Source organism: Sphingobacterium sp. NGMCC 1.201703 (assembly GCF_047784615.1).
Lineage (GTDB): Bacteria > Bacteroidota > Bacteroidia > Sphingobacteriales > Sphingobacteriaceae > Sphingobacterium.
This window is the reverse complement of record NZ_JBLOHD010000002.1, coordinates 277,258-302,445: the sequence shown is the minus strand read 5'-3', so window position 1 is coordinate 302,445 and position 25,188 is coordinate 277,258. Positions and strand designations below refer to the sequence as shown.

The window sequence follows — 25,188 nt, the reverse complement described above, 5'->3', positions numbered from 1 at the left end:
ATGGGTATCAATAGAAAATGTAAACGCTAAAATATGTATGAACGCCTAAAGCATCTTCGTTCGCCGCTTTTTATTTTTTTTCTTGTTCTATTGATCGTAAATGATTTTTTTCTGAAAGCGGCTTTCCATAATTCGTTTACCGGAAAACTTTCCGATTTCAGCGGACTTTTTATTTTTTCAATTTTCTGGTCAGCTATTTTTCCTAAACATAAATTATCGGTTTTTATCACTACCGCAATCTTATTTGTCTTTTGGAAAAGTGAACATTCTTCTGGGATTATTCAATTTCTGAAACCCTATTTTGGTATTGCAAGGACTGTGGATCCTTCCGATCTGATTGCATTGCCCATGCTCTTGTTCGCATGGTTATACATAAAAAGAGATTCACCGACAGCTACCGGAACAATGTTAAAGACCCAGTTTAGTACCTATTTTATCGGTAGCATTGCAATTTTCTCTTTTTGCGCGACCAGTCAGCCACGATATATCCAGTTTTTCGAGCAACCTCAATATGTATTGTTAAAAAATCCAACCATCCGGTATCTTAATGCCCACGATGAACTCAAGCTTTACAAGAGAGATTCCTTGCTCGCGGTCAAAATAAACTACCTATATATCCGTAGACCTGAGCGGAATGACGATTACAATAAAAACCGATCGGTGGAAAATCTTGACCTTACAGTTTTGCGCCTTCTGGCAGATAGTGCCAGTCTGATTCCTCCCGGAAAAATAAGCTTGCTAACCCTTAATACCGACCAGGGCATTGATTCTTTGCGGTTTAATGGTGGGCGGCTTGACGGAGTGTTTACACGAACCAAAGGTGGTAAAACCATCATTGAAGGGTTTTATAAGATGGGGCTGGAAGACTCGATTTGGACGATTAGGGACACTCTCGGAGATGATAAGATCATACAGACATTTGTCAATGGGGAAGCCACCCAGGTCAAACGCTACAGTGGGGATAAAATCAAATCAACTTCAACGATCAATACCCGGGCAGACAGCATTTTTAATACCTATATTCAGTTGGCTGTTTTAATCCTATGCATGGCTGGTATAAGTTATTTTTTATATACAAATTATCGTAAAGCCCGGCCAGAGCACTTTAAACTTCGATTATTATGGGGTTTGCTGTTATGTTTTGTTGCTCCGTTTTTCGTTTGGCTGTTTTACATCGGGATCTTACTCTTGCTGATGAATTATAGTCAGGATATTTTTGAGACAATTGCCGCAGGTATTTTTATTTTTATCGTAGTTTGTCCATTGATGTTTGTCGTTGTTTTTTTGATCAAGCTTAGAAGGTCTATAGATATTTTTTTATACTGCCTCCTGTTTGCTTTGGCGTGCAGTGCCTGGACTATGTATACTACAATTGAGGCACTCTCGAAGTAGGATTGTTAACCAATTGCTGTAGAAACCAATCTTCTTATCAAGAAATGTGGTTACCTTCTTGAAAGAATACTATTAGGAGTTAGGGAAACTGACATATGTAAGTAAGAGCCATTTAATTTTTTATTACTTTATCTAATTCAAATATTGTTTGAGAACCATCTATATTGATGTATTCCAATTTTATGAACCCATATTTTTCATTAAAATATGAGATCAGAAATGTCTTACCAAGTTGACTGTTGGCAGTTGCCCTTGAAACGACACATTTAATTTCTCCAAATTTTGTTTTTACTTTTTTGTGCTCAAGTATCTCATAGATATATTGGTTTTCGATACGTCCTATCCATTTTTTCCACCTAACATTTGCCCACTGATCTCCTATACTCAAATGCCAGTCCCATTTTTTACCGGTTTTAATAGGAAATGAAATATATGGAAATGGATTTAGTTCCAAGATAGAAAACAGCGCAAATCGCGGCGGATGTATCCAAATATTCTTTTTATTTTCAATTACACCGGTTATTTCTTGCCCAATTGATTGTCCCTCAATATTTAAAAAGTTGTATAAAAAATTGGTTTGGTTGTAATCTGGAATAAACGCCTTGAAAGCATTGCCATTTAGTGGTATGATTGCAATATTAAGAATGGTAGAATCATTCTTTCTTTCAATTGGTATGAATTCCCATTCATTCGTTTTTTTTTCTGATTTGCTTATTTTTCCGATAAGATATGCCCGTTTGTCATTCCCGATGTGCTTATAGCTATAGATGAATTTTGTTCCAGCGACATAAATTTTATTGTCGCGATTGTATCTATTGTCGTCAACATCGGTCGAGTCAAATTTCTCTACTAAGATGCCGTCGTTGTCGATCATGAATTTTGGAGTAACTCTTGTCTTGCAGGAGGCAATAAAAATCGAGATAATAATTATAGAAACTAATTTTGTTTTCATTTGATATTCTAAATTTACATTCAAATTTAATCTCGATCTGTTATTAAGAATTGTAAAAATGTAAACTTAAATAATCAGCCAAACGACTTTATTATTTCCTTGAGTCTGCTTAAAAAAATCTTTAGGTTTATAGGACGTTAATAGTTTAAAATACTTGTTGAAATGAGCCTGGTCGAAAAAGGAATTCTCATAGGTCAGCTTTGTGAGCGTTTCATCAATAGCATGATTTTTGATTGCTTTGCGAAATCTTGATATTGTTCTAAATTCAGTTGGGGATTTCCCTATACCATCTTTAAAATAATTGCTGATATATTGTCGGGATAGATTTAGCTCAGCAGAAATTTCACCAATCGTTTGATTATTGTTTAACCTCTTAATCATTTCTGCTAACAAGCCATCGATTTTACGACCAATCCTATTGGCCAGGAATTTCTCAATTTCAGTATCTAAATCTTTGTTCCCTTCTTTATTAGAAATCCTATTGAACTCCTTTTTCAAGAATTGAGCGTCGCAATCAAAGACTGTTTTAACTTGGGAGTCGTTGATGAGTTCGGGGAAAATGCAAGCCAAAGCACCAGGTTTTAAATAAATAGTAATTTCATCCACAGGGTCTAAATACCTAATCTCCAAGGGACTTTTGTATTGAGTAATCACACTCAATAGTGAATTTCCATTCGATTTTGTAATATAAATAATTTTGCCTTTTTGTTGTACAGAACCATTTTTAATAAAAGTAACAATAGTATAATTATTCGGGAATGTAAGGTAGTGTGGTAATTTTTCATTTTTTTCCGATAAATAATAGTAGCCCTCGATGTAGCTAAGTAATTTTTCATTTTGTGGAGATCTAAATTCTATCATGCCTACCTAAGAGTAATCTGTAAATTTTAATAAAAATTGTTGTGGTAATTCATATAAGTGGGAATATGGCATTCTATTTCGGAATATACAGCATTAAGATAAAGCAAATGGTTCTATAAATGAAATATTATTTCATTTATAGAATCTATCATTGGCCTATACGTATACTTTGGTGGTTTTTACAATCACAGATAAAGTCCGATTCAGCCCCCCTAAAAAAACGCAAATACCTGCGAATGATAATTTATCCCCAGCGAATTATAATTTGTTCAATTTCCTATAGGTTTTACAGCTAAATTTAAAGATCAAATAAAGTAGACATCGTCAGCCAATACGTTGGCATTTTAGAATAATCATATATGAAGAAAATAATATCACTAGCTGTTTTAACGCTATTTTTTTCTTGCAGAAGTCAGGAAAAAATAGACTTAGCGACTCTCAACTTAAACGAACCAATAGAAAAAGTAAGCAGTTTTGATGACGCATTACGCATAGGTGTAGAAACCGTAGAGTACCCTTTTAGTTTGTTGTTAGAGGTTGAAAAATCGAAGAAATATAGGTTTGACGGAATAGATCTGGAAGGCCAGCGGATTATTTTCCAAATCGATGCCGAGAAACTCAAGACGGACAGTATAACTCGTTTTGGAGGCGGGCATATCGATCTCAAACCCGTCAAAAATATTGATGAGTTAAATGCGGCTTTAAAAAGTTACGATGCCGAAAGTAAAATCTACGGTATTAGAATTGAGCTGAAAACGCCAAAACTACAGACCGATATCTTAAAGAAATTGGAGGCGAAATACGGTAAGGGAACCAAAAATCCAAATACGGACCACGGTTTATACTGGAATGTAAAGGCTCAAAATAAGTTTATTTTTTATGCTCCAGATTACAGCAGATTAATTATCCTGAACAATACTGATCTGTCTAAGTCCTGCTATTGGGATGTCATGAATGGTTTAATTGATTTTGGCGGATGCAATAATGAAAAATACATGGCAGACTTGATGAAAAATGCAACCAAGCCAGAAGATGTTAAAGAGAAATCTACGATAAAAATTGATAAAAACTGGAACATGAATGATTTGGTTGTCGGTAAAACAACTGAGGAAGACTTTGTAAAATCGTTCACAAACAAAGGTTTTGAGCGAATCACAGAAATTGATGGCATGACTGGAAAAACGAACGAGATCTATTATCAAAATAAATATCATGATGTCTACTTTTATTTTACTGCAAGTAAAGGCAATCCCGATAATCAAAAGGAAAATTTCATCAATGGCTATGCTATCAACGACTTTAGGAAGGTGGATATCTCATTTGAAAATGGCTTTAAACCCGGTTTAAAATTTGAAGAAGTATTAAAATTGTTGGAAAAGTTGAAAATAGCCTATAACCCGGTTGATTTTGCCAATTATATTGAAATTAAAACTTCACCGTATAAAGTGACCTTAAATTTTAATGATAGCATGTTGCTTTCTGGGATGTTTGTCAAATAGCTTTGTAAGCAGTTTTGCCAAAGGCGTAAAAAGGACGATTTTTATAAACTGTTTTAAAATCAAAAGCATGAACAAGATTAAAAAGTTTCTTATATCGGGTATCATTCTATGTTTAATAGTCCTAGTTGTTGTTTTGGCAACCGACAGTAATATAACAGCCAAAACGGAGAAGCTGATTTTCACCGAACTTAAAGATGTTCCCAAAGTCAAAGTAGCCATTATTTTTGGCGCTGGTATAAACGGCGATCAGCCAAGTAGGTATTTAAAAGATAGGCTTGATGCTGGAATTTCGTTGTACAAAAACAACAAAGTGGATAAAATATTGCTGTCGGGAGATAACGGAAAGGATGAATACGATGAGCTTACTGTCATGAAGTTATATTGTCAGAAAAATGGCGTTGATACCACAAAGATCTACATCGACTATGCCGGCTTCGATAGCTATTCGACGATGTTTCGTGCAAAACATATCTTTCATGTTGACACAGCAATCTTGGTCTCTCAGAAATACCACTTGAACAGATGTATTTACCTCGGCGATAAATTGGGCATAAAATCATTTGGCTATAGTGCGGATAGGGGAGTATATCCGGGGTATAGATATTATGCATTTCGGGAAAAGCTATCCGTTACTAAAGCCGCTTTGGATGTTATCAGAGGCAGAATACCAAAGTATCTGGGGGAGTCAGTTGATATCAATGGAAAATCAAACTATACGAAAGAATAGCTTATGAAATACCGTCTTTTATTTGTATTGCTCGTGTTTTTCTTTGCAATCATTTAGTGGTAATCAATTTTGATTACGTTATTGTTATAGTGTTAATGACCTATTAAGAGATGCATTATTGACTTTGATGAAAGCAGATGTGTTTTTATCTTTTCGATTTGTAAGAGGTACCGCTTAAATTTTACATTTAACATCCTTTATCCTTATGCGATGAAAGTCCTCCATTGAGCAGCTATACGTCGTTGTTTTAAATAGGATGACGTATGGTTGCCTTATTCGTGCATCAAGCAAAAGGAATATCCGTTGCTATGAGCTACAGGAGAGTGTAGAGCATCCAGCCGTGTCGTTATAGCTGGGCGGGCGCTTTACCGAAAATTCCGGAAATAGCTCCTGATATGGGGTTTCCAAGGCCCGAGTTAGTTTAGTCAACATTTCTGTTTTCCCCTTACCAATTTCTTCTATACACTCGTAAAGCAGATAGTTACGCAGTATAAATTTAGGATTTGTCTTTTTCATTAATTCCAGGGATGCTTCCTTTGAAATCGAATTTGAATGCAGACGGGATTGATACTGTTCAATGAAGTCTTTGAGTTTTATGAGTTTTTCTTCATTTAAGACACTATACGCTACCGGACTGAAATGTTCTTTTAAATCCGTATCCCGAGTTATTTTCTCCAATTGATTGAAGAATAAGGTGTGATCCAATTCCAACTCCTGCATGATGCCCTGCCAGTTGCTGAAAAACTCATCATCCGTTGTTTTGAGCTCATCAAATCCGAATTTTTTGCAAAGCATTTTGTCATGGGCTTCCCAAAAATAGACTGCGAAATTATTGAGCTTGCTTTCAAGAAATTTGTCATCGTTGATTATTGGCTGGAGGGCGTTCGCAAGTTTCCATAGATTCCATTGTGCAATCTGTCCCTGCTTTCCAAATGCATATCGTCTTCCCGGAAGATCAGTTGTATTGGGGGTGAAGTTTAAATTATATTCATCCATCATGGAGTAGGGGCCGTAGTCAATCGTTAAGCCTAAGATGGACATATTATCTGTGTTCATTACGCCATGGACAAAACCTACTCTGAACCATTCTACCATTAAGTCTGCCGTCCGGGTGCACACATTTTCAAAAAAATCCTTGTATTTCTGATGATCGGATGAAACAATTTCAGGGAAGTAATTTTCGATCGTAAAATCAAGCAGATCCTGCAATAGCTTATATTCCCCCTGAGCAGCCATCAATTCAAAATGCCCGAAACGAAGGAAGCTTTCGGCCGTTCTGATGATTACAGCCCCTTTTTCGTATTGCGGATTGCCATTATACATGATATCTCGAATAACATCTTCGCCTGTAAAGGCCAGGCTCAATGCTCTGGTTGTGGGTACGCCCAGATGATACATCGCTTCACTCATCAGGTATTCGCGTACGGACGACCGCAATACAGCTCTTCCGTCTGCACGTCGTGAATAGGGTGTTGCACCGGCTCCTTTCCATTGGATCTCTGTTTTCTTGCCGTTTGTATTGGTAATCTCCCCTGCGAGAATCGCTCTTCCGTCTCCCAGCTGCCCTGCCCAGTTACCAAATTGATGTCCGGCGTAAGCTGTCGCGTAGGTCTGCATGGTATGGGGAAGCTGAGATCCCACCAGAAAATGAAGATCTTTCTCTTCAAATTTTCCGAGCCCTATTTCCTCAGAAAGTGCCTCGTTAAAAGCAATTAATTGTGGTTGTTCAAACCCGGTAGGTTTAATCGTGGCAAATAAAACTTTTGGCGTGTTTCTCTGCGCAGGATTACCTGAAAAATCTCCGGGAAATTTTTTGAGAAATGGCTGTCCGATGTGTTCGATATTCATAGTTCAAAGATATTAATTATAAAAGAGAAGACCTTCCAAATTATCGAAAGGTCTTAAATATTCTAATAAGAGAATCTATTGATATCGTTAATCGCTATAGGCGGTTTAAGGATGTGCCGGCCACATTCCGCTGCTGACAGACGGTGTTGATGAAAGCTGATGTATTTTGCCGAACGGTCAAACTGATCCTAAAAGTGATCCTACTGGTTATGCTGGAGATAAGCTGTTGCTTGAACAAACCTGAAATTCTCAGAGGTAGACTCCTTATTCAAGAGCTCAGAATAATCTTGAATTTTAACTATAATAGCCGGCTATTAACCGGCTATTATAGTTAAAAAAATGAATAAAAAAGTTTATTAAAACTTCTTGTTCGCTACGTCCCACCACAATCGTGTACCACCGTTATCAGGGCCACCCAATAACTTTACAGCTGCAGTAACCGCCTGGTTATTACTGTCATATTCCCGTTGTGGATAGGGCATACGTCGGATACCCGGAACTGTAGGTATGGCGTTGCCGCTGAAATTGACAACGTTAGGGAACAGAATGGGATATCCTGTACGGCGGTAATCTGCCCAGGCTTCATCACCGTCTGGAAACATGGCAATCCATTTTTGTGTGATGATACGTTCAAGTTTCCTGTCATTCGAATCTCCATCCTCCCAGCGTATAGTCATCGTGCTCAAATAGGGAGAACCAATAGCTACATTATTTTCACCGGCTTTAATCGCTTTTGGATCAACATAAGCTTTGGGCTTGCTCGTGCTGTTGCTCTTATAAGCTGCAAGGTCTCCGCCTAGATCATACATTTCAAAAGAACGTTCTATACCGGTTTCGTAGTTTGTCTTTGCTGTACCTGCATTGGCCCAGCCACGTAGCGCAGCTTCGGCTTTCAAAAACCAGCTTTCAGCAGCGACCATTAATTGCATCCGGTTGGGGAAAGCTTTTAGCTTCGAGTAATTTTCATAACGGCTTTTACCATCGATATTGATGCCTGAACGTATACCCTTATACTGTCCGGCTACTGCGGCGTCCGTTGCGGGATTAAACCACTTTGCCAATCGTGGGTCACCATACCCGCCGAGTATCGACTCTACGGGCGCACTCATGCGGGTATCACCCCAGGCCCCCGTGATGGTATTTAAGGGATGATCTGTACTGAGTCCGATAATACAGTTGTCAGCGTTTACCTCTAGCAGCCCACCATTGGCCGGATTGAGCGCTTTTTCACCCTCCGTTTTTGCAATATTGGGCGCTATGGCGACGACACGTAAAGCCAGACGCAGGCGCAGCGTATTTGTATAGCGTAGCCAACGTTTGTAATTATCTGTGGTGTAGGCCATATCAGACTTTGCCATCGCTGCCGATAGTGCATTGTTCTGAATGCCTTTTAAAATAGTTGCCGCAGTATCCAGGTCCAAAAAGAAGTTTTTATAGGCATTTTCCTGTGAATCATAATCGATCTGTCCATTTTCATTCAGTACGTTATATTTACTGTAGATAATAGGGCCAACTTTGTCACTGGTGCGATGCATGGCTGATACTTTGAGCAGTTTGGCAAATGCGAAAATATCCTGTAGTCTTTCTTCTTTACGTGTTGCTTGTTCAACGCGAAAAAGCGGGTTCATCGCTTTGATGTAGCGATCGACGAAAATGGCCTGATACCAGCCGGGAACAAGGCTATAAGTAACGTTATTCGCATTTCCAACGAACGGAGTGGGCGGGGTAAGGTACCCCGCATAGGTATCACTGCAGAGGTTATTTGCCAACTGGTATTCACCGACGTTCTCGGGGATGATGTCACGTTGTGCCTGAGCCAGGAATGAGGCAATCAATGCATAGTCGGCATTTGCTTCTTCGTCCGTTACACCTGCCGGATTTGTATTTAAGTCGGTGAAATTTTTGGTACAGCCCGTTAACAAGACAGTAACGAGCAAGAGGCAGATCAATCTGCTATAAGCGAAAAATTTGATTGTATTGTCCATGATCTACGTTGTTAAAAGGATACCTTGAGATTTAAACCATAACTGCGGGTCGTTGGAAGGGCAAAGCTATCGTATCCCTGTCCGCCGACACCGGTTGTTGTATTGAGTTCAGGGTCGTAAGGGGCATCGTTGCGAAAGAAAAATAAGTTTCTTCCGGTCAATGATATGGAGGCCTGTTTGATGCCCTGCCATTTGATGGGGAGTTTATAGCTGAATGCAATCTCACGCATCCGGATATTGGTGGCACTGTATAGTTGGCCTTCGATGATACCGTCACGGTTGCCAATGGCACTATAGTAAGCCTGTGCCGGAAGGAGGCCCTGCCAAGGTGTGCCGTCCATTTTAACCGCTGCAATGTCAACACCACCGCGATCCCTTGCGGCCGCACTTTCTTCACTCACACCAAAGGAATTGAGGTAACCGTCTGTGATACTGATTACTTTTCCGCCAAACCTGCCGTCTATGGTAAAGCTCAGGCCAAAATCTTTGTAATTCACATTATTGGTCCATCCGACGATGGCTTTAGGCGTATTGTTGCCGATATAACCTGCAGGAGCGATCTGTGGCCGGCCATTGTCGTCGACGATAATTGTTCCGTTCGGATCACGCTTAAACATAGGCGCCCAGAAATCGCCAAAGGAACCACCAAGGCGAAGGACATTGAAATTTCCGCCCAATGGGTACGTATTTCCGAGATTGGGAGCTAATTTTAGTATCTTATTGCGGTTGGCAGTAAAATTAAATCCTGTGTTCCAGCTAAACTGCTCTTTTTTGATTGCCGTCACACCCAAAGCTGCTTCGATACCTTTATTTTCAACATCTCCTGCATTCAAAAATACGGTCGTGTTAACTACGCCCACAGGTCCCTGATACTCAAAATATTGATCTTTTGTGTTGGTTCTGTAAAGCGCGATATCCAGATTGATGCGGTCTTTCCAAAAGCGGCCTTCGTACCCTAATTCGATACTTTTGCTAATTTCTGGTTTCAATGGTATACCCATATAAGGGCCTGATACATTTGGGCTCAGAATGCCCGTATTTAAAGTGTTTACAGGTATTGTACTATAAGCGGCAACATCGTTCCCCACCTGTGCAAAAGATAGACGGAGCTTACTGTAGGTAATGGCGCTTGGCAATTTGAATAATTCACTCAGCACAGTTGACACACCTGCCGACCAGTAAAAATAACCTTTGTGTTCTTTGGGGGTATTCGCTAGCGTAGAAGCCCAGTCGTTTCGGGCCGTTAAATCCAGGTAAACCTTTTCGCGGTAGCCCAGGTTGGCCGAGGCAAATAAAGACTGGATCTGCCTACGTGAAATGGTTTCGGTCGCAGACTGCATTGGAGCGTCACGGTAGATGTTGCTTAACAGAAACTTATTGGCTAAGGCGAGCCTGGCCAGATCCAAAACAGTTCCATTTGAGCGTAAATCATTGATTGAGGTACCTGCTGTAAAATTTAAATCAAGCTGTTCCGCCCATTGTTTATTACCGGTTAATAATAGATCACCATATAAGGCCGTGCTTTCGCTGCGGTCGATATTATAACGGCCATTGTCGCCCAGTTTGCCGTCGATCGGCAGGCCCGACAATACACCCTGTGTTCCGGCATAGATGCGGCGTTCCCAGTGATCCCAGCGTTTGTTCAGGGTTCCGCGGGCACTTACCGACAGCCAGTCCGTTAGGGTATAGCGGAATTGTGCCTGTCCGATAATATTATCCCTTTTTTGATCTGTAGGAATGCGGTTGAGCACCCAGTACGGATTTTGCTGATGATGCGTTCCGGTGAGTTTAGCGTCAGCATTGATATTCCACCAATCCTGTAAGTAGAAGTTGCGGCTTTCGGAGAAATATTCGAAATTTTTGTACTTCTCAAAATCCTGCCCCCGTGGAAACAGGTATAAGCCCGCTATTGGACTGAAGTACAGCCCTGAGGAAGGGCGATTATGAATATTCTGACGCGAATACATCAAGCTTCCGTCAAAGAAGAGCTTATTGTCAAAGAAATTCATCGAATTTCGAAAGGTTGCGCTATGCTGTTTAAAGGTGTTGGTTGGCAGTATCCCCTTGTTGCTGGTGTTGGCATAGGAGAAATAATTCTGTATGCGATTGGTTCCACCGCTCAGCGCCAGGGTATTGATAAAGGTTGTACCAGTATTGTAGAAATCTTTTACAGGATCAGCAAAATTACCTTTTTCACCCCAGCTTTCCTCGCTGGAAGGGGTGGTCTGTCCATAGCGGTATTGCAATTTGGGCAGGTAAAATGCTTTGTCAGCCGTGAATCCACTGGAGAGGTCAATTTTCAGATTTCCTTCGGCACCCTTTTTTGTGGTGATCATAATGGCACCATTAGCCCCTTGGCTACCGTACAATGCCGATGCAGACGCACCCTTCAATACGTTGATGGCGGCGATGTCATCCGCATTTAAGGTGCTCAGGATATCCCCACGGTCGGTACCTCCGCCAAAGGCGCCTGAGTTGCCACTACCGTCTGTATTTGTGATTGGGAGACCGTCAATAACATACAAAGGCTGGTTGTTGCGGTTTGATTTAAATCCGCGTAGTACAATGTTTACGGATCCGCCCATACCCGATGAACTGCGATTGATCTGCACACCCGAGACTTTACCGGTCAGGTTGTTCATGGGATTGACATCTTTCACCTTGGTCAGTTCGTCACCTTTTACGACCTGCGTCGAGTAGGTCAGGCTCTTGGCTTTACGCTGAATACCCAGCGCAGTGACCACGACAGTCTCTAGGGCAGACGATTTGCTTGTCATTTTGATGGTGATGTCGCTTTCTTGTGCCGTTACGGTACGTCTTGCATCTTCATAACCCACCAGTGTAACCAGTAGTTTGACTGCGCCCTGCGGTACATTTAATGTAAATTTCCCCTGATCGTCGGTGGAGGTTCCGATGGAGGTAGATTCTAGCCGGATCGTTGCACCTCCCAAGGGGGCATTGGTGGCGAGGTCCACAAGGCTTCCTTTTAGCATGCGTTGTTGACCATGGGCCAGTGGGACGATCACTAGCCATAGAAGTAAAAAAGACAGAATTTTACTCATAATCATGTAATTAAAAATTGGTTAAAAATAATGTTTGACCCAAGTAGATGAAGATCCAAACGCCGACAAGCCGAATCAACTTTAGCATTGTTTATATAAATGTAAAGGAAAAGTTACGAAATAAAAAGACTTTTTTTTAAAATTTTTATAGGAATGTAATTGTCTGATAATTAGTTGTATATGTGGTTTTGAAATAAGTGGTTACTATCGAATGAGCTGGCAAGGGAGTAAAGAGAGCCTATATTTGCGTGAAATTGGCTCCATCCGACGATAGTCTGGGAACAAGGAGTGTGCTTACGTATCTCAGTCGATATACCAAAGCGTCTTTTGTGAGTCGTCACATTCGATTTTAGCTATAGATTTAACTAATGGCTTTATCGATATCCTGATGTCATACAATCAGGAAAAGCTCCAAGAGCTTTTGCGACAACTTCTATTCTTAGAAAAAAAGGAATTACATCAGTTCCATTTTAAAGAATAATATAACCTTCACCAACACTAGGTTGAAAAACGTTTAAATTATTTAACATAGCTAAAACTAAAAACCGCTAGCTGTTGTCCTATTATTGGAAGCATTTAGGGGTGGTTTGAAAAAATCTGAGAATATACCCATAGCACCTGATCCAGGTAATGCTGGCGAAGGAAAAATGTTTCCTGGGGCTTTGGTTAAGACCAAGGCCCTTTTTTTATCGTTTCATTACCAACGTTTAAGCAAACCTAATGTTTCATGCATAACGAAGGCTTTCGGGTAGGAAGGTCGTTGCGGTATAATTTTTAACGATCGGTGTGGATTCCATTGCCTGACTATTCCCAAATTAAGAAATATATGTACATTTAAATGTGAAAATACGACTAGACAGTCAAAATGAAATTAAAAGAACGGAAAGATAGTCCAATGACTGACACACTCAAAAAATACCTGTCCTTAACCGGAGCCCTTACAGACGAGGAGATCAACTTTTCTGCGGATTTCTTCAAACCTATCAGCTTGAAGAAAGGTGATTTTTTTATTAAAGAGGGTGATACCTGCCGTTATATTGGATTTATTGTCCGAGGTGCTGTAAAGGCATATGCTATTGACAAAGAAGGAAAAGAAAATATAACCTGCTTCAAGTTTGAAAATGAATTTGCCACCTCATTTTCGGAATTTGTGGCGCAGGAAAAATCCAGAAGGAGTATCAGGGTGATCGAAGATAGCATCATCTATGGGATAAGCCATCCCGACTATCTGAATCTGCTTGGTCAGGTTACCGCCTGGAACAATATTATAAAATCGGTGATAGCGCGGGAGTATAGCCAAAAGGAGCTTTACCTGCTGAATTACAACAATCGGTCGGCTTTGGATAAATACCGTCATGTCTTGACGAACGAACCGATGCTCATCCGGCGTGTAGCCACACAAGATCTAGCATCGTACCTAGGTATTACGCAACGTTCGCTTACCCGGGCCAAGGGGCAATTGCACCGATCCAAGGAATTATAGGACAAATGTCCTTATGCCGTCCGGATCAGCGATGTAGATTTGCACAAAAAAATATGTTACGTCACATCGCTCCCGAGGTGGTTCAGATTTCACTGATGCCTCGAAACAGTATCAACTGCTATATTATCGAAGGTGTATTGGTCGACTCCGGAATACGGAGTTCGTATGCCACTGTCAAGAAAGCGCTCGAGGAACTACCCGTTTATCAACATGTCCTGACACACGCACATGCAGATCATCAAGGCTGTAGCGATCAGCTATGTGATGAATTCGCAATACCCCTGCTCTGCCATCCCAACGAAGTGTTTCGGGCTGAAACGGGTATGGTTACCAAAGCCTATCCAAGACCGCAACATTGGATTGCAAAACTTCAACAAAAGTATTGGGCAGGTCAGGGACATAAAGTCCAACGGACAATTGTTGAAAACGACATGATCGGAAACTTTCGGGTCATTGAGACACCCGGACATTCAGCAGGTCATATCTCTTTATTCCGAGAGCGGGATGGTGTACTGATCATCGGAGATGCGGCAGTCAATATGAACCTGCTCACGACGGCAGTCGGACTACGGCTGCCGCCAGGTCTATTCACCACGGATCAGCAACGCAATATCCAATCGCTACAGAAGCTGGCCAAACTGAAGCCTGCCATCATCTGTTTCGGCCATGGACCGGTCATGATCAATAAAAGCGGGACGTTTGAGCAATTTGTGGCTAAATGCAGCGAGCTTTAATACCAATGGAGGAACATCCTTCTTCCAGACCAGCTTTACGCTGGATGACCATACCTTGAATGGCTTCTCTCATCTCTTTGCCTGAGTGACTGTTTTGATTTCATCTAACTTGATTTTGTAGGTGTGATAAAACGGAACGAAACTATTCGTTAACGTTTCATTTAGGAACTCAAGTTCGCCGTCAAAATAGTTAAAGATTTGAGGGATATAATTGGGGTTGTCAACGATAAAGCGATCTGTATTTTTTAAAAATTCATTTTCTAATTCAATTTCAATATTGATATTGACAATATTTTTGAGTTGATAAAGCCCCAAAAGAAATATTGGAACGGATTTATTCAAATTAGCATCTCGGTACCAGCCCGAGGATAGCCATTGGCATCTATTATACAACTGTTCCATTTCCGCAAAGTTAGTTTTGCATAGCTTGTCATCTTCTGTCGTCAATCCGTATAGATATTGTAAGAGAGCCCTATCAAATTTTGATGAAACTTCACCAATAAATTTTGAATATTGTTCGAGGGTCAGCGTTTTTAAATCGGGATTGGTCAAAATTGTTCTGAGTAAGTTCCCGCTCAATAGAAGCGTTGTATCATAAAATACATTCGTATTAAAGCCTAAAGACTTGGGATATTCTATATCCCGCAGTGCAATATCATTATTGATTAGACTTTCGACTACGTTCCAGTCATTAGCTCCGGGAATATACGCCCTTTGGAGAGACCTTAACCGCGAATAAGTAAATACGCCATTTAACAAATGACTATAATCGTTTTGAACGATAGCATGATAAATTGACACATTTAATATCGCCAGTATTGCATCATTGTTAAGGTTCATAAAAAACAATTCTTCGATGGACAGTTTATGATACTGTCTTCCCCAGGCATTAGAATTAAACAAATCTCGATAACCATTCCCTGATGCAATCCGAACTCGATTTAATGATTTTTTTAACGATTGCTGTATCTCATCAAAATTTTGATAGATCGCATTACTAAAATTCTTTTCAATCTTTTTCATTGGTCAAATTATCTATAGATGTTTCGACGTTTCACTCAAATGTTCCATTTCACTTCTTTTATTATCCAGTTCCAATGAAATAGCAACGATACATCATTAGAACTGATCGAAAGTATAGGACCTCAATTAAATATATACGATAATTCTGGGATATTCTGACACGATTTATTATTCGCCCTTGATGGCTTTATATTTGTCTACCTGACAGGGGATGACGTACGGCACCAATACCCGAATTCGCAAGTCTTCATTTTTAACCCAGCTGTAAAGACCAAGGCATCACATTCAATTTATACAGTCGGGCAGAACTATGCAAAACGGTTATACTAGTAATAATGTTTATTTTAAAAGATAAATAAAAGATCTATAGTTGGTTGCGATGAGAGATTCAAATCAAATTGTATATTAACCTACCGCCAAGTAATATGTTTGAATTTTCCATGTAGACTGATTTCTAAATAGCGGCACTGAGCATGCAAAATCTAGGCATTATATTAATTAATCAAGGGTATTATCCAAAAGAGCTTATGAAGAAAATATTATTATTAAATACACTGTTGTTTCCATTGATAGGGGCGGCTCAATTACAGACAGTATTTTAAAGATCGAATGATTTAAAACTAGTTACGTTTTTTGACAGATTCATCTATAAGTTTCAATAGATGATCAACAGTTTTAGCTACTTCTTCTTTCCGCACCACCAATGTCTTTTTTTCTAGACCAGAAGGAAGCGAAATCCTGCCATTAAACTCAGGAAAAAACAAATTAATTTTTTCCTGATCCATTTTATTGAAATTAAAAAAAGTCCATTTTTTTGGTTCGCCTTCTTTTAGTGCTAATAAGTTAGCTGAAGTGATTACCATTTTGTCTTTTTCCGGCGTAGACATTACCAATACCTGGGGAATAAAGCAATAGGCTATGCTATCAATTTTAGAGACATCTATATCAACGTAATTGATCGTGGAATCAATCTTAATTCCGTATTTTATAAGGGAAGAATAAAGTTCCTTGGTCAGTTTTGTTGCTTGGTCTATTCCGCCCATGCTTTCAATTATTCGGGGTGAAGTTTGGCTTAGAATACCTTCAACGTCACCAGATATAGATGCTTTTGTCATGGTCGACAGTGCTTCCCTGAGCTGCGGATCTTTTTGTGCAGAGCTTGTGTTATAAAAGATAGTTAATAGTATAATTAACAAAAATGTTCTTTTTCGTTGGATGTTTTTAAACTTGACGAACCATTTATTGGTTTGCATAATAGAAAGAGATTAATTCCAATGAAATTACAGGTTTTTATTTACAAATCAAATCTCCACATACCGCTTACATACACCTTGTTTCGCTATCGTTCCTCGATGCTGTGGGACATTTCTTTGATACCGTGCACTTTCCACAACACTCAAGAAATATCCCATAAGAGGAGCTGGCATCTACCTGGTCGAAGGCAAGTCACTGTAAATACGGACGTTCTTCTATTGAGATTATATGTTGTGTCAAGATGCCTTTAAAGCTCGATCCCAGGAGTGAATAGCACCGCTAGTCCAGTACCGCAGTTATGCTTGGATTGATCGCAAATTTTCCATTATCCGTCTCTTCGATAAAATCTGATAGATCGATATCAAGCATCAGGGCATGCGTCTCATTCGGCTTGAGCAGCTTGTCACCGGGGATATTAATGGCAATATATTGTCCTTGTGGTGTCTCTGCAGGATAGGAAGAACCATTCTTGACTATTTGATTGCCCGTAGCGGATACTTTTAGCATTACTTCCTGTAGGGTGCCGTGGGGGACGTGGCCACCAGCAATGATGCTGTCCTTTTGTACCTCTAGGATGTTTAATCTTTTATTTGCGTTGATTTTGCCCCCACCTGTAGACGTGCGGGTCCATAGCTGTTGGATCTCAAGATAGACTGCATCATACTGATCACTGTCACTTTTTACCTTTACGTTTAGGCGCGCCTGCTCGGGAGCAGGGCTATCGTCCTTATGGCAGCTGCCCAAAAGTATGAGTAGGGCAAGAGTCACCAGATATAGCGGTGCAGACATTCTGCGGGCGTTTAACTGTGTATTTTTTATATTGGACATAAAGGTCATAATTGTTTTTTTTAGTTGAACACTAGAGGAGCATCCATCGTTTGCTTTTTTTTAAAAACAGTTTTTTTCTCTACAATTGCAGTCAGAAAAATACAACGAATAATAAATCAAGCCCTACGAATCGTGAATGGCTGACTTTAATACCAAGCTTATCCGTATTTTAGCTGTAGGAAAATCAAGGTCAAGTAAGGATGTTTAGGCAGCATTAAAACAAGAAGAAATCGAGGCTCGAGCAAATATAAACAATCGTGGCTGGGAATGATCAAGGTTTTTATACCTATTATTTGTATTTGCTAATTAATTTTATTGTTTAATGAAAAGTTAGATGAAAGGTCGGGTTTGAAGAGCTCGACCTTTTTTTGTAATGTTAAATATAATCTTTGCTGACCTTGAAAATTGAATTGCCTTCGCTATCGAAAATTACGGTACCGCATTCCTGACAGCTGTCATCGCTAAGTGATTCGCCCATTTTTAACTGCCACACATTCATACTTCCGCAGCTACAGTAGACTGTATAAAGAACTTCTCCGGTTTGGCTTCCCCAGGGTTTGAAGCGCCAAAACTCATCGCTGGCTTTTTTGATCTGTTTGCTCTTTTCCATGACGCCTATATAATAGCTATCGTTACTTAAATCAAGTTGCACGATTTCTAAACCCTTGTTTTTAAGCTCATGATTTAATGCTTTCAGAAGAGCGGGGATGAAATCTCCGGGCGTCACCGCCTGATCGTTGGCCATCTTATAAGCTGCTGTAAAATCGAATGTAGCTTCTGTTTTAAAAGCAATTGCCCGTTGCTGTAAGAAGCTGCCTATTTCATTTAAATAGGATTCACCCTTCCAGTCAATTTGTAATAAAAATTGATGGTCCAGTAAATAGTTTAGCATATCCTCGTTGCTGAATTCCTCAGTGGGAAGGTTCTGCTGTTCGCCATCCGATAAAACGTAAATAAATGCTGCCGTTTTCATTGTTTAAAAAAAATGATCATATCCAATTTAACTATTTTTCTGCAGATTCCATAGGGTAGTTAGTAGAATCGAGAAAGCAGCCAAATTGCTTGCTTCAACAGGTTAGAGGGAGAAGTTTAAGGAGAAGCTAAGGTAAAAGCAGAGGTAATCAAAAATCTTTTGTCTTCGAATAAGTTTTCGATTTCGGAAGTTGCCGAACTTGCGAACGTCACTGTAGCGTTTGTAAAGCAGATCGAGGCAGAGATAACTAAAGGAAAATAATCCATATTACAATATTGGACTTTACGGCCGCTTGGATACTGTTCAAGCGGCCTTTCTTTTTAAAGGACGAGGGTATCGTAGTTTTAGACTTTACAACTCATTTGAACAGTCACCAAAAGTTCTTTTGTGAGCTCGTAGCGTTAATTTGCGCGGAAAATGGAAGATTATTAGGATAAATCCGTAATTTCATCGATCAAACAGCTTTAACATGACATTTCTATATCGATATATTCGTTTGACTTTATTGGTAGCGGCATTAATACTTTCCGTTGATGTTTTCGCACAAAAACAATCTAGTGTGGACAGTAATGCTGTCGCGTTCCAGTTCGTTGACCGACTACTTTCTGAAGGTCACTATACCGCTGCGGTGTTGGGGATTCCCAGGCCGAACGCATCGCAGCTTGCAATTGTTGAGAAAATGAAACTTGCCATCAAAGATAATGAAGATTGGTTTCTCAAAGTAATGAAAGAATTGGAACCTGGCCAACCTATCCCATATCACAAAAATCTGGGTATTAGCGAAACGGAGTATGCCGATTTTATGCAGTTTTCTCAATCCGTCAAAATAGACAAAGTAGGAGCGGTGCCACTTAAGGTCATCCGCAGGGACAGTAGTTTACATTTTGAACCTAAAGATTTCGGAGATTATTTAAAATATCTAGTCATCCATTTAAAAGACCATACGGTTATGGTTGATAGTCTACGCTTGTCCTACAAAGGGCAGATCACGATGGATGCCAAGCGGACAACACTGGTTGCAGGACCTTGGAATGGATACTCCTGGGTACTCGAAGAATATCGCAAAGACGGACAATTAATTACAGATCCGGAAAAAGTAGATCCGACGGAAATCAGGGAAATGGATATAAAATCTATCGAGGTTATTATTGGCAAACTTGATCATAGCAATCAGTGTTTTCTCTATCTCAAGAGTAATATAGTTAATAAAGGGCATGTGCTTGCAAAACAGGATATCGCCCTTTTATTAACTAAAGAATAGGCTAAGCTTAATTGCTCGAAGTTGAAATACTTTGTTAAAGCAGTCTTTCTGCTTTTGTACTGTATGCCCAAAGTGCGTAAACAGTAAAATCGCCAAACGGACTGGGGGCATTGCCCGGTTTGTGCAAGGGTAAAACTGCATGTTAAAGAATGCATGCAAACCTTTAGCATGTATTTACATATAGCCAATAATAACTATTAAAAATTAGAGAATTTGGATCTGAATTAGTTGATGTTTTAAATGATGCTATTATCAACTTATTAATGAATGACATTTTCCAGTTGATGATAAAAATGTCACGTTTTGAAAGAAAATTTTAGATAATTTTTTTACTGGCATGCATTTCAGTAATTTTGATTTATAAATAAACTTTAAGTAAGAATGGAAAAGTATAATTACGGGGTCATTGGTCTGGGTGTAATGGGAAGAAATCTGCTTTACAATATTGCCGACAATGGTTTCTCTGTCGCAGGATTCGATTTAGATGAACAAAAGGTAATAGAACTCCGTAAAGGAGTGGCTTCAGGTACAAAGGTTGTTGGAACTGTTTCTCTGGAGGAATTTGTGTTGAGTTTAGACAGTCCGCGAAAAGTTATTTTGATGGTTCCTGCAGGCAAACCGGTTGATGCTGTTCTTGAAAGCATAACACCACTTCTGAGTCCAAAAGATGTTGTCGTTGATGCGGGAAATTCTTATTTCAAAGATACCGAGAGACGTATAGCTTATTTAGCTTCTAAAGACCTTCATTTTATGGGAATGGGAGTTTCTGGAGGCGAGCAGGGCGCAAGACGAGGACCGAGTATTATGCCGGGGGGAGATTTGGAAGTTTTCAATTTGGTGAAGCCTATGCTGGAAGTGATTTCAGCAAAAGTAAAAGGGGAGCCTTGCACCGCTTATATGGGGAAAGGAGCTGCTGGGAATTATGTTAAAATGGTTCACAACGGTATTGAATATGCCATCATGCAATTAATCAGTGAAGCATACGATTTACTGCGAAAAGGAGCTAATCTTAACAATAACCAATTGTATGAAGTTTTCAAAAGATGGAATGAAGGCGAGATGAATTCTTTCCTTATCGAAATAACAAGAGATATTTTCCAGCAAAAAGATGATGTAACAGATGGTTTTCTTGTCGACAAGATTTTAGATAAAGCAGGAGCAAAAGGAACCGGAAAATGGACCTCCCAGGAGGCTATGGAAGTTGGAGTGTCTATTCCAACCATCGATATTGCAGTCACATCAAGAATTTTATCCGCTTACAAAGATGAGCGCGTGAAAGCTTCTCAATTATATGCTAAAGAAGAAGTAAAAACTCCTGAAAATACAGAATTGTTCATCAAAGAAGTGGGGGATGCTTTGTATTTGTCTACTTTAATCAGTTATGCTCAAGGTTTGGCATTATTGGTAAAAGCTTCTGAAGAATATCAGTTTGAAATTCCGTTAAAAGATGTTGTTAAAATCTGGAGGGGTGGATGTATCATCCGTTCGGTTTTATTGGAAAAATTTTATCTGGCTTATTCAAAATACGAGAACTTATCTAATATTTTATTGGATCAGGAAATTTCAGAAATTGTAAAAGATAAAATATCTTCATTGAGAAAAACAGCTGCTTTTGCTGTATCAAATGGAATACCAAGCTTAGGAATTCAGTCGGCTCTAGGGTATTTCGAAGCTTACACCACAGCATCTTTACCTGTGAACCTGCTTCAGGCTCAGCGTGATTATTTTGGTGCACACACCTACCAAAGAACTGACAGCGAAGGAGTCTTTCATACGTCATGGCAAAACCCAAATAACTAAATCCTAACAATGAGTGACAACACAATCCTGCATCCAACAACCATCGTTATTTTTGGTGCAACAGGGGATTTGGCCAAAAGAAAGCTTTTTCCTGCCTTTTTCAATTTATATATCGATGGCAGAATGCCCAAAGGCTTTAATATTTTAGCTTTAGGAAGAGCCGAAAATACGGATGAAAAATTCAGGGCTTATATTAAAGAAAATCTGGAGAGTTATTCCAGGAAGACCGTAATCAAAGAAGAGTGGGCTGGTTTTCAGGCCCACATCAGCTATTTTCAGCATCAGCTTGATGAAGAAAGCTCTTATCAGAATTTATATCAGAAACTGGAAAATTTTGATAAAGTGTACGGAATGAGAGGGAACAGACTATTCTATCTGTCGATTGCACCAAACTTTGTATCGGTCATTTCAAATCATCTTAAAAATACCGCAATAGCATCTGATCCTGCAACAGATCGAATTATTATCGAAAAACCTTTTGGTCACAATAAAGAATCTGCCATTGAGCTAAATAATCTTCTTTCACAAACTTTTCAAGAAGAACAGATTTATCGTATCGATCATTATTTGGGTAAAGAAACCGTTCAGAATATTTTGGCGTTCAGGTTCGGAAATTCAATTTTTGAACCTCTTTGGAATCACAGACATATAGAATCGGTGCAGATTACCGTTGCCGAGGAAGTGGGAGTGGAAACAAGAGCCAGTTTTTATGAGCAGACAGGAGCTTTGCGCGATATGATTCAGAACCATCTTTTGCAAATTCTTTGTATGGTTGCCATGGAACCTCCGGCTTCACTTGAATCGGGTGAGATCAGGGATCGAAAAGTTGATGTTTTAAAATCCATCCGTAGGATTTCGCCCGAAAAAGTAGATCATTATGCGGTAAGAGGGCAGTACGGACGAGGCAAAGTAAATGGGCTAAAAGTCAATGGCTATCGCCAGGAAGAGGGAATTGCTCATGATTCCAATACGGAAACATTTGTCGCGATTAAGTTTTATCTGGATAATGAAAGATGGGAGGATGTTCCTTTTTATGTTCGTACCGGGAAGAAGATGAAAGAAAAGCATTCTTATATAACGATTCAGTTTAAGCCACTTCCAAATTCTATGTTTTCAGAAAGCACTTCGCTTCTGTCGGCTAACCGATTGGTTATTAATATCCAGCCACAAATGGACATCAGATTGCAGTTTATGTCTAAAAAACCAGGCTTGTCTTTACAGCTTAAACCTGTGGAAATGATTTTCGATAATTTTGCCTGTCAGACCGATACTCCCGAGGCTTATGAAACTCTTTTATTGGAAGCACTTGTGGGAGACCTTACACTGTTTATGCGCTCTGATCAGGTAGAAGAAGCTTGGGATGTGATAAAAACGATTCAGGAAACCTGGGAAAAAACCAAAGACCCCTCTTTCCCAAATTATGCTTCGGGAAACTGGGGCCCTGATGAAAGTGATGCATTGGTCGAAAGGCAGGGACATCAGTGGGTTTAAACTCTAATGAAAAGAAAATGAATATTACGATATTTGATCATCTGGATGCATTATATAAAAAAGCAGCAGATACATTTGTTGAGCTTTCGAAAAAAGCAATTCAGAAGCATGATAAATTTGTGGTCGCCTTGAGTGGTGGCTCTTCACCGAAGGCCATTTTTAGCTTATTAGCTACTCCCGAGTATGCAGATAAAATAATTTGGAACAAAATCTATTTTTTTTGGGTAGATGAAAGGTGGGTTTCTCTTGACGATGAGAAAAGTAATTTTAAGATGACTTGGGACGTACTTTTGAATAAGGTTCCAGTCAATAATAATCAGATTTTCCCCATGTATAAAGAGGGAGTCGAGCCTGAAAATTACGCTAAAGAATACGAAGCTCAAATCAGAAATGTTTTGGGAGCTGACGGTATTTTTGATTTCATCCTTTTAGGAATGGGAGATGATGGCCACACAGCTTCTCTGTTTCCAGGTGAAAAGATTTTACAAGAAAAAGAAAAATGGGTGGATGCCTACTATCTAAAGCCACAGGCAATGTTCAGGATTACTTTGACTGAACCTATTATCAATAAAGCTGAAAATATTCTGATTGTTACCTTCGGTAAATCCAAGAAAAATGCTTTGAATGAGGTTCTTAATGGTGTATATAATCCTGAACTATATCCGCTACAGTTAATTGAAGACAAAGCAGGAGTCCAGATTTTTACCGATAAAGAAGCTGTAATTTAATGTCATTTTATAGTGGGCGTCTAGCTAAAAAGACTCTCTTAACGATTGACAAGGGTGCTTAGGTACTCTTGTCAATACAGTTATAGCCCTTTAAGGAAATATTGGATTTTTTTATCCTATGTCTCGGGCGATCCGCCGTGCCAAGACGCCTTTAATGTGGTAGCCAAGGAATGAGTAGAGAAAGTTAAATACAGTTAATTAGTCAATTCGATTTGAAAATAATAGATAAACAAAAAGGCTAGTATTAGTGATAAGCATTTATATGAAGAACCTATTTTGGTAAATTCATGAGCAGCTCCTCCGCAGGGACTTCTTTTATTTTTCCGTCAACTTTTACAACCAAACTTTCACCCTTTGCTGCACTTTCTTCTGCCAATTTTCGCAAAGCTTTCTGTACTCCTAAACGAATTCGTTCAGCAAGGTTGATATTTTCAATATTTACCTTATTGTTCATTGTAATACTTCAATTTTAGTGTTGACCAAATTTCGCTATTTGAAACGAGTTCTCCAAATCTATCACCCTGAGCAATTATTTCGGGTATTAAATCCATGTTGTCAAAGACCAACCATCGATCACATATAGGGATATAGATGTTAAACAAGTTTTCTAAACCACGATGATATCGTCTCTCTATCACATCAGAAGGGATATTATGCCCTCCGTTCTCAACTCTTTTTTTTACACGTTGTATAGCCAATGAGGGAGAGTCGAGCCAAAAATAAAGTAAGGTGACTGAATATCCTTTTTTTTGCGCATCAAATACTAAGTTTTTATAGCTACGGGTAGAAAGGGTTGTTTCAAAAGCAAAATCAGCTCCAGTTTTCATTAATTCCGCAATACGATCTAACATAATACGCCCCGCTGACACAGCCACACTTTGCGGATTAAATGGAGAAATACCTGCTGCTATATTGTCCGCATTTACAAATTCCCTGCAATCTAATATCTCAGGTAGTACAGTATAACTCGCAGTTGTCTTTCCTGCTCCATTGCACCCCGAGATAATATAAATATTTGGCATACTTGTTTTTTTGTCAAAATAATGAAAATTGCCTGCTTTTTCAACTTCTTTTTATAAGTTGATAATTTTATCGCGGCGATTTGCCTAGTTTTCTTGGGATTTATGCTTAAATACTTTTCTCAAGACAGTTATAGCCCTTTAAGGAAATATTGGATTTTTTTATAATTGGAGGGCTGTTGTCATTACTTTATAAAGTATTTCAATTTCTTTAGGGGATATACAAACCTTGCCTGCAGTAAGGATGAGACTACAACGTAAGCCGTGT

Annotated in this window: 20 protein-coding genes and 1 riboswitch; of the genes, 9 read left to right on the top strand and 11 right to left on the bottom strand. The window is 39.4% G+C overall.

Translation table 11 applies throughout. From position 1 onward, the window contains the following. The first annotated feature begins 33 nt into the window (after window positions 1-33). Window positions 34-1,392: a hypothetical protein gene (locus ACK8HY_RS06595; protein WP_077432794.1), complete on the top strand. Its 1,359-nt coding sequence runs from the start codon at window positions 34-36 to the stop codon at window positions 1,390-1,392. Window positions 1,393-1,504: 112 nt separating this feature from the next. On the opposite strand, the gene ACK8HY_RS06590 is transcribed toward ACK8HY_RS06595, so the two are convergent. Both ACK8HY_RS06590 and ACK8HY_RS06585 read right to left on the bottom strand, forming a co-directional pair. Beyond that, window positions 1,505-2,344, bottom strand: a complete 840-nt coding sequence (locus ACK8HY_RS06590; RefSeq protein WP_077432795.1) for a hypothetical protein — start codon at window positions 2,342-2,344, stop codon at window positions 1,505-1,507. Between the two features lie 66 nt (window positions 2,345-2,410). Beyond that, on the bottom strand, window positions 2,411-3,205 hold the full coding sequence (locus tag ACK8HY_RS06585) for a helix-turn-helix domain-containing protein (protein WP_077432796.1): 795 nt from the start codon (window positions 3,203-3,205) through the stop codon (window positions 2,411-2,413). Between the two features lie 359 nt (window positions 3,206-3,564). Between ACK8HY_RS06585 and ACK8HY_RS06580 the strand changes: the two genes are divergently transcribed. Next, window positions 3,565-4,704 carry a hypothetical protein gene (locus tag ACK8HY_RS06580; protein ID WP_416133169.1) on the top strand — a complete coding sequence of 380 codons (1,140 nt, stop codon included), beginning with the start codon at window positions 3,565-3,567 and terminating at the stop codon, window positions 4,702-4,704. A 67-nt stretch (window positions 4,705-4,771) separates the two neighbouring features. Further along, on the top strand, window positions 4,772-5,431 hold the full coding sequence (locus tag ACK8HY_RS06575) for a SanA/YdcF family protein (protein WP_416133168.1): 660 nt from the start codon (window positions 4,772-4,774) through the stop codon (window positions 5,429-5,431). 306 nt (window positions 5,432-5,737) lie between these two features. Here ACK8HY_RS06575 and ACK8HY_RS06570 read toward each other — a convergent pair whose 3' ends face one another. The 3 genes from ACK8HY_RS06570 to ACK8HY_RS06560 form a co-directional block, all read right to left on the bottom strand. Then, a complete protein-coding gene (locus ACK8HY_RS06570) occupies window positions 5,738-7,279 on the bottom strand; it encodes a protein adenylyltransferase SelO (RefSeq protein ID WP_416133167.1) in 1,542 nt (513 codons plus the stop codon). A 356-nt stretch (window positions 7,280-7,635) separates the two neighbouring features. Then, window positions 7,636-9,264 carry a SusD/RagB family nutrient-binding outer membrane lipoprotein gene (locus tag ACK8HY_RS06565; RefSeq protein ID WP_416133166.1) on the bottom strand — a complete coding sequence of 543 codons (1,629 nt, stop codon included), beginning with the start codon at window positions 9,262-9,264 and terminating at the stop codon, window positions 7,636-7,638. 11 nt (window positions 9,265-9,275) lie between these two features. Next, window positions 9,276-12,326, bottom strand: a complete 3,051-nt coding sequence (locus ACK8HY_RS06560; protein WP_416133165.1) for a SusC/RagA family TonB-linked outer membrane protein — start codon at window positions 12,324-12,326, stop codon at window positions 9,276-9,278. A gap of 568 nt (window positions 12,327-12,894) precedes the next feature. Continuing rightward, window positions 12,895-12,988: riboswitch (TPP riboswitch) on the top strand. A gap of 203 nt (window positions 12,989-13,191) precedes the next feature. Between ACK8HY_RS06560 and ACK8HY_RS06555 the strand changes: the two genes are divergently transcribed. Both ACK8HY_RS06555 and ACK8HY_RS06550 read left to right on the top strand, forming a co-directional pair. Then, entirely contained in the window at window positions 13,192-13,809 is a 618-nt protein-coding gene (locus tag ACK8HY_RS06555; protein WP_416133164.1) for a Crp/Fnr family transcriptional regulator, read from the top strand. Between the two features lie 53 nt (window positions 13,810-13,862). Continuing rightward, entirely contained in the window at window positions 13,863-14,543 is a 681-nt protein-coding gene (locus ACK8HY_RS06550; protein ID WP_416133163.1) for an MBL fold metallo-hydrolase, read from the top strand. A 69-nt stretch (window positions 14,544-14,612) separates the two neighbouring features. Here the strand turns inward: ACK8HY_RS06550 and ACK8HY_RS06545 are convergent, their stop codons facing one another. The 4 genes from ACK8HY_RS06545 to ACK8HY_RS06530 form a co-directional block, all read right to left on the bottom strand. Then, window positions 14,613-15,566, bottom strand: coding sequence for a hypothetical protein (locus ACK8HY_RS06545; protein WP_416133162.1), 954 nt, complete (start codon window positions 15,564-15,566; stop codon window positions 14,613-14,615). 620 nt (window positions 15,567-16,186) lie between these two features. Next, entirely contained in the window at window positions 16,187-16,819 is a 633-nt protein-coding gene (locus ACK8HY_RS06540; RefSeq protein ID WP_077432802.1) for a hypothetical protein, read from the bottom strand. A 280-nt stretch (window positions 16,820-17,099) separates the two neighbouring features. Beyond that, a complete protein-coding gene (locus ACK8HY_RS06535; RefSeq protein WP_416133161.1) occupies window positions 17,100-17,648 on the bottom strand; it encodes a DUF4382 domain-containing protein in 549 nt (182 codons plus the stop codon). Between the two features lie 376 nt (window positions 17,649-18,024). Continuing rightward, a complete protein-coding gene (locus ACK8HY_RS06530) occupies window positions 18,025-18,621 on the bottom strand; it encodes a hypothetical protein (RefSeq protein WP_416133160.1) in 597 nt (198 codons plus the stop codon). Between the two features lie 469 nt (window positions 18,622-19,090). Between ACK8HY_RS06530 and ACK8HY_RS06525 the strand changes: the two genes are divergently transcribed. From ACK8HY_RS06525 to pgl, 4 genes are all read left to right on the top strand, one after another. Continuing rightward, window positions 19,091-19,882 carry a hypothetical protein gene (locus ACK8HY_RS06525; RefSeq protein WP_416133159.1) on the top strand — a complete coding sequence of 264 codons (792 nt, stop codon included), beginning with the start codon at window positions 19,091-19,093 and terminating at the stop codon, window positions 19,880-19,882. A 381-nt stretch (window positions 19,883-20,263) separates the two neighbouring features. After that, a complete protein-coding gene (gene gndA, locus ACK8HY_RS06520) occupies window positions 20,264-21,682 on the top strand; it encodes an NADP-dependent phosphogluconate dehydrogenase (protein WP_416133158.1) in 1,419 nt (472 codons plus the stop codon). Window positions 21,683-21,691: 9 nt separating this feature from the next. Next, complete coding sequence (gene zwf / locus ACK8HY_RS06515; protein ID WP_077432830.1) at window positions 21,692-23,173, top strand: glucose-6-phosphate dehydrogenase; 1,482 nt, start codon at window positions 21,692-21,694, stop codon at window positions 23,171-23,173. Window positions 23,174-23,190: 17 nt separating this feature from the next. Beyond that, window positions 23,191-23,901: a 6-phosphogluconolactonase gene (gene pgl, locus ACK8HY_RS06510; protein WP_416133157.1), complete on the top strand. Its 711-nt coding sequence runs from the start codon at window positions 23,191-23,193 to the stop codon at window positions 23,899-23,901. A gap of 271 nt (window positions 23,902-24,172) precedes the next feature. Here pgl and ACK8HY_RS06505 read toward each other — a convergent pair whose 3' ends face one another. Together ACK8HY_RS06505 and ACK8HY_RS06500 are read right to left on the bottom strand one after the other, a co-directional pair. Beyond that, window positions 24,173-24,355 carry a hypothetical protein gene (locus tag ACK8HY_RS06505; protein WP_077432832.1) on the bottom strand — a complete coding sequence of 61 codons (183 nt, stop codon included), beginning with the start codon at window positions 24,353-24,355 and terminating at the stop codon, window positions 24,173-24,175. Continuing rightward, the gene (locus ACK8HY_RS06500) at window positions 24,345-24,923 is read right to left on the bottom strand and encodes a zeta toxin family protein (protein WP_077432833.1); all 579 of its coding nucleotides are present in this window, start codon (window positions 24,921-24,923) and stop codon (window positions 24,345-24,347) included. The genes ACK8HY_RS06505 and ACK8HY_RS06500 overlap by 11 nt, the downstream gene beginning before the upstream one ends. Between the last annotated feature and the right edge of the window lie 265 nt (window positions 24,924-25,188).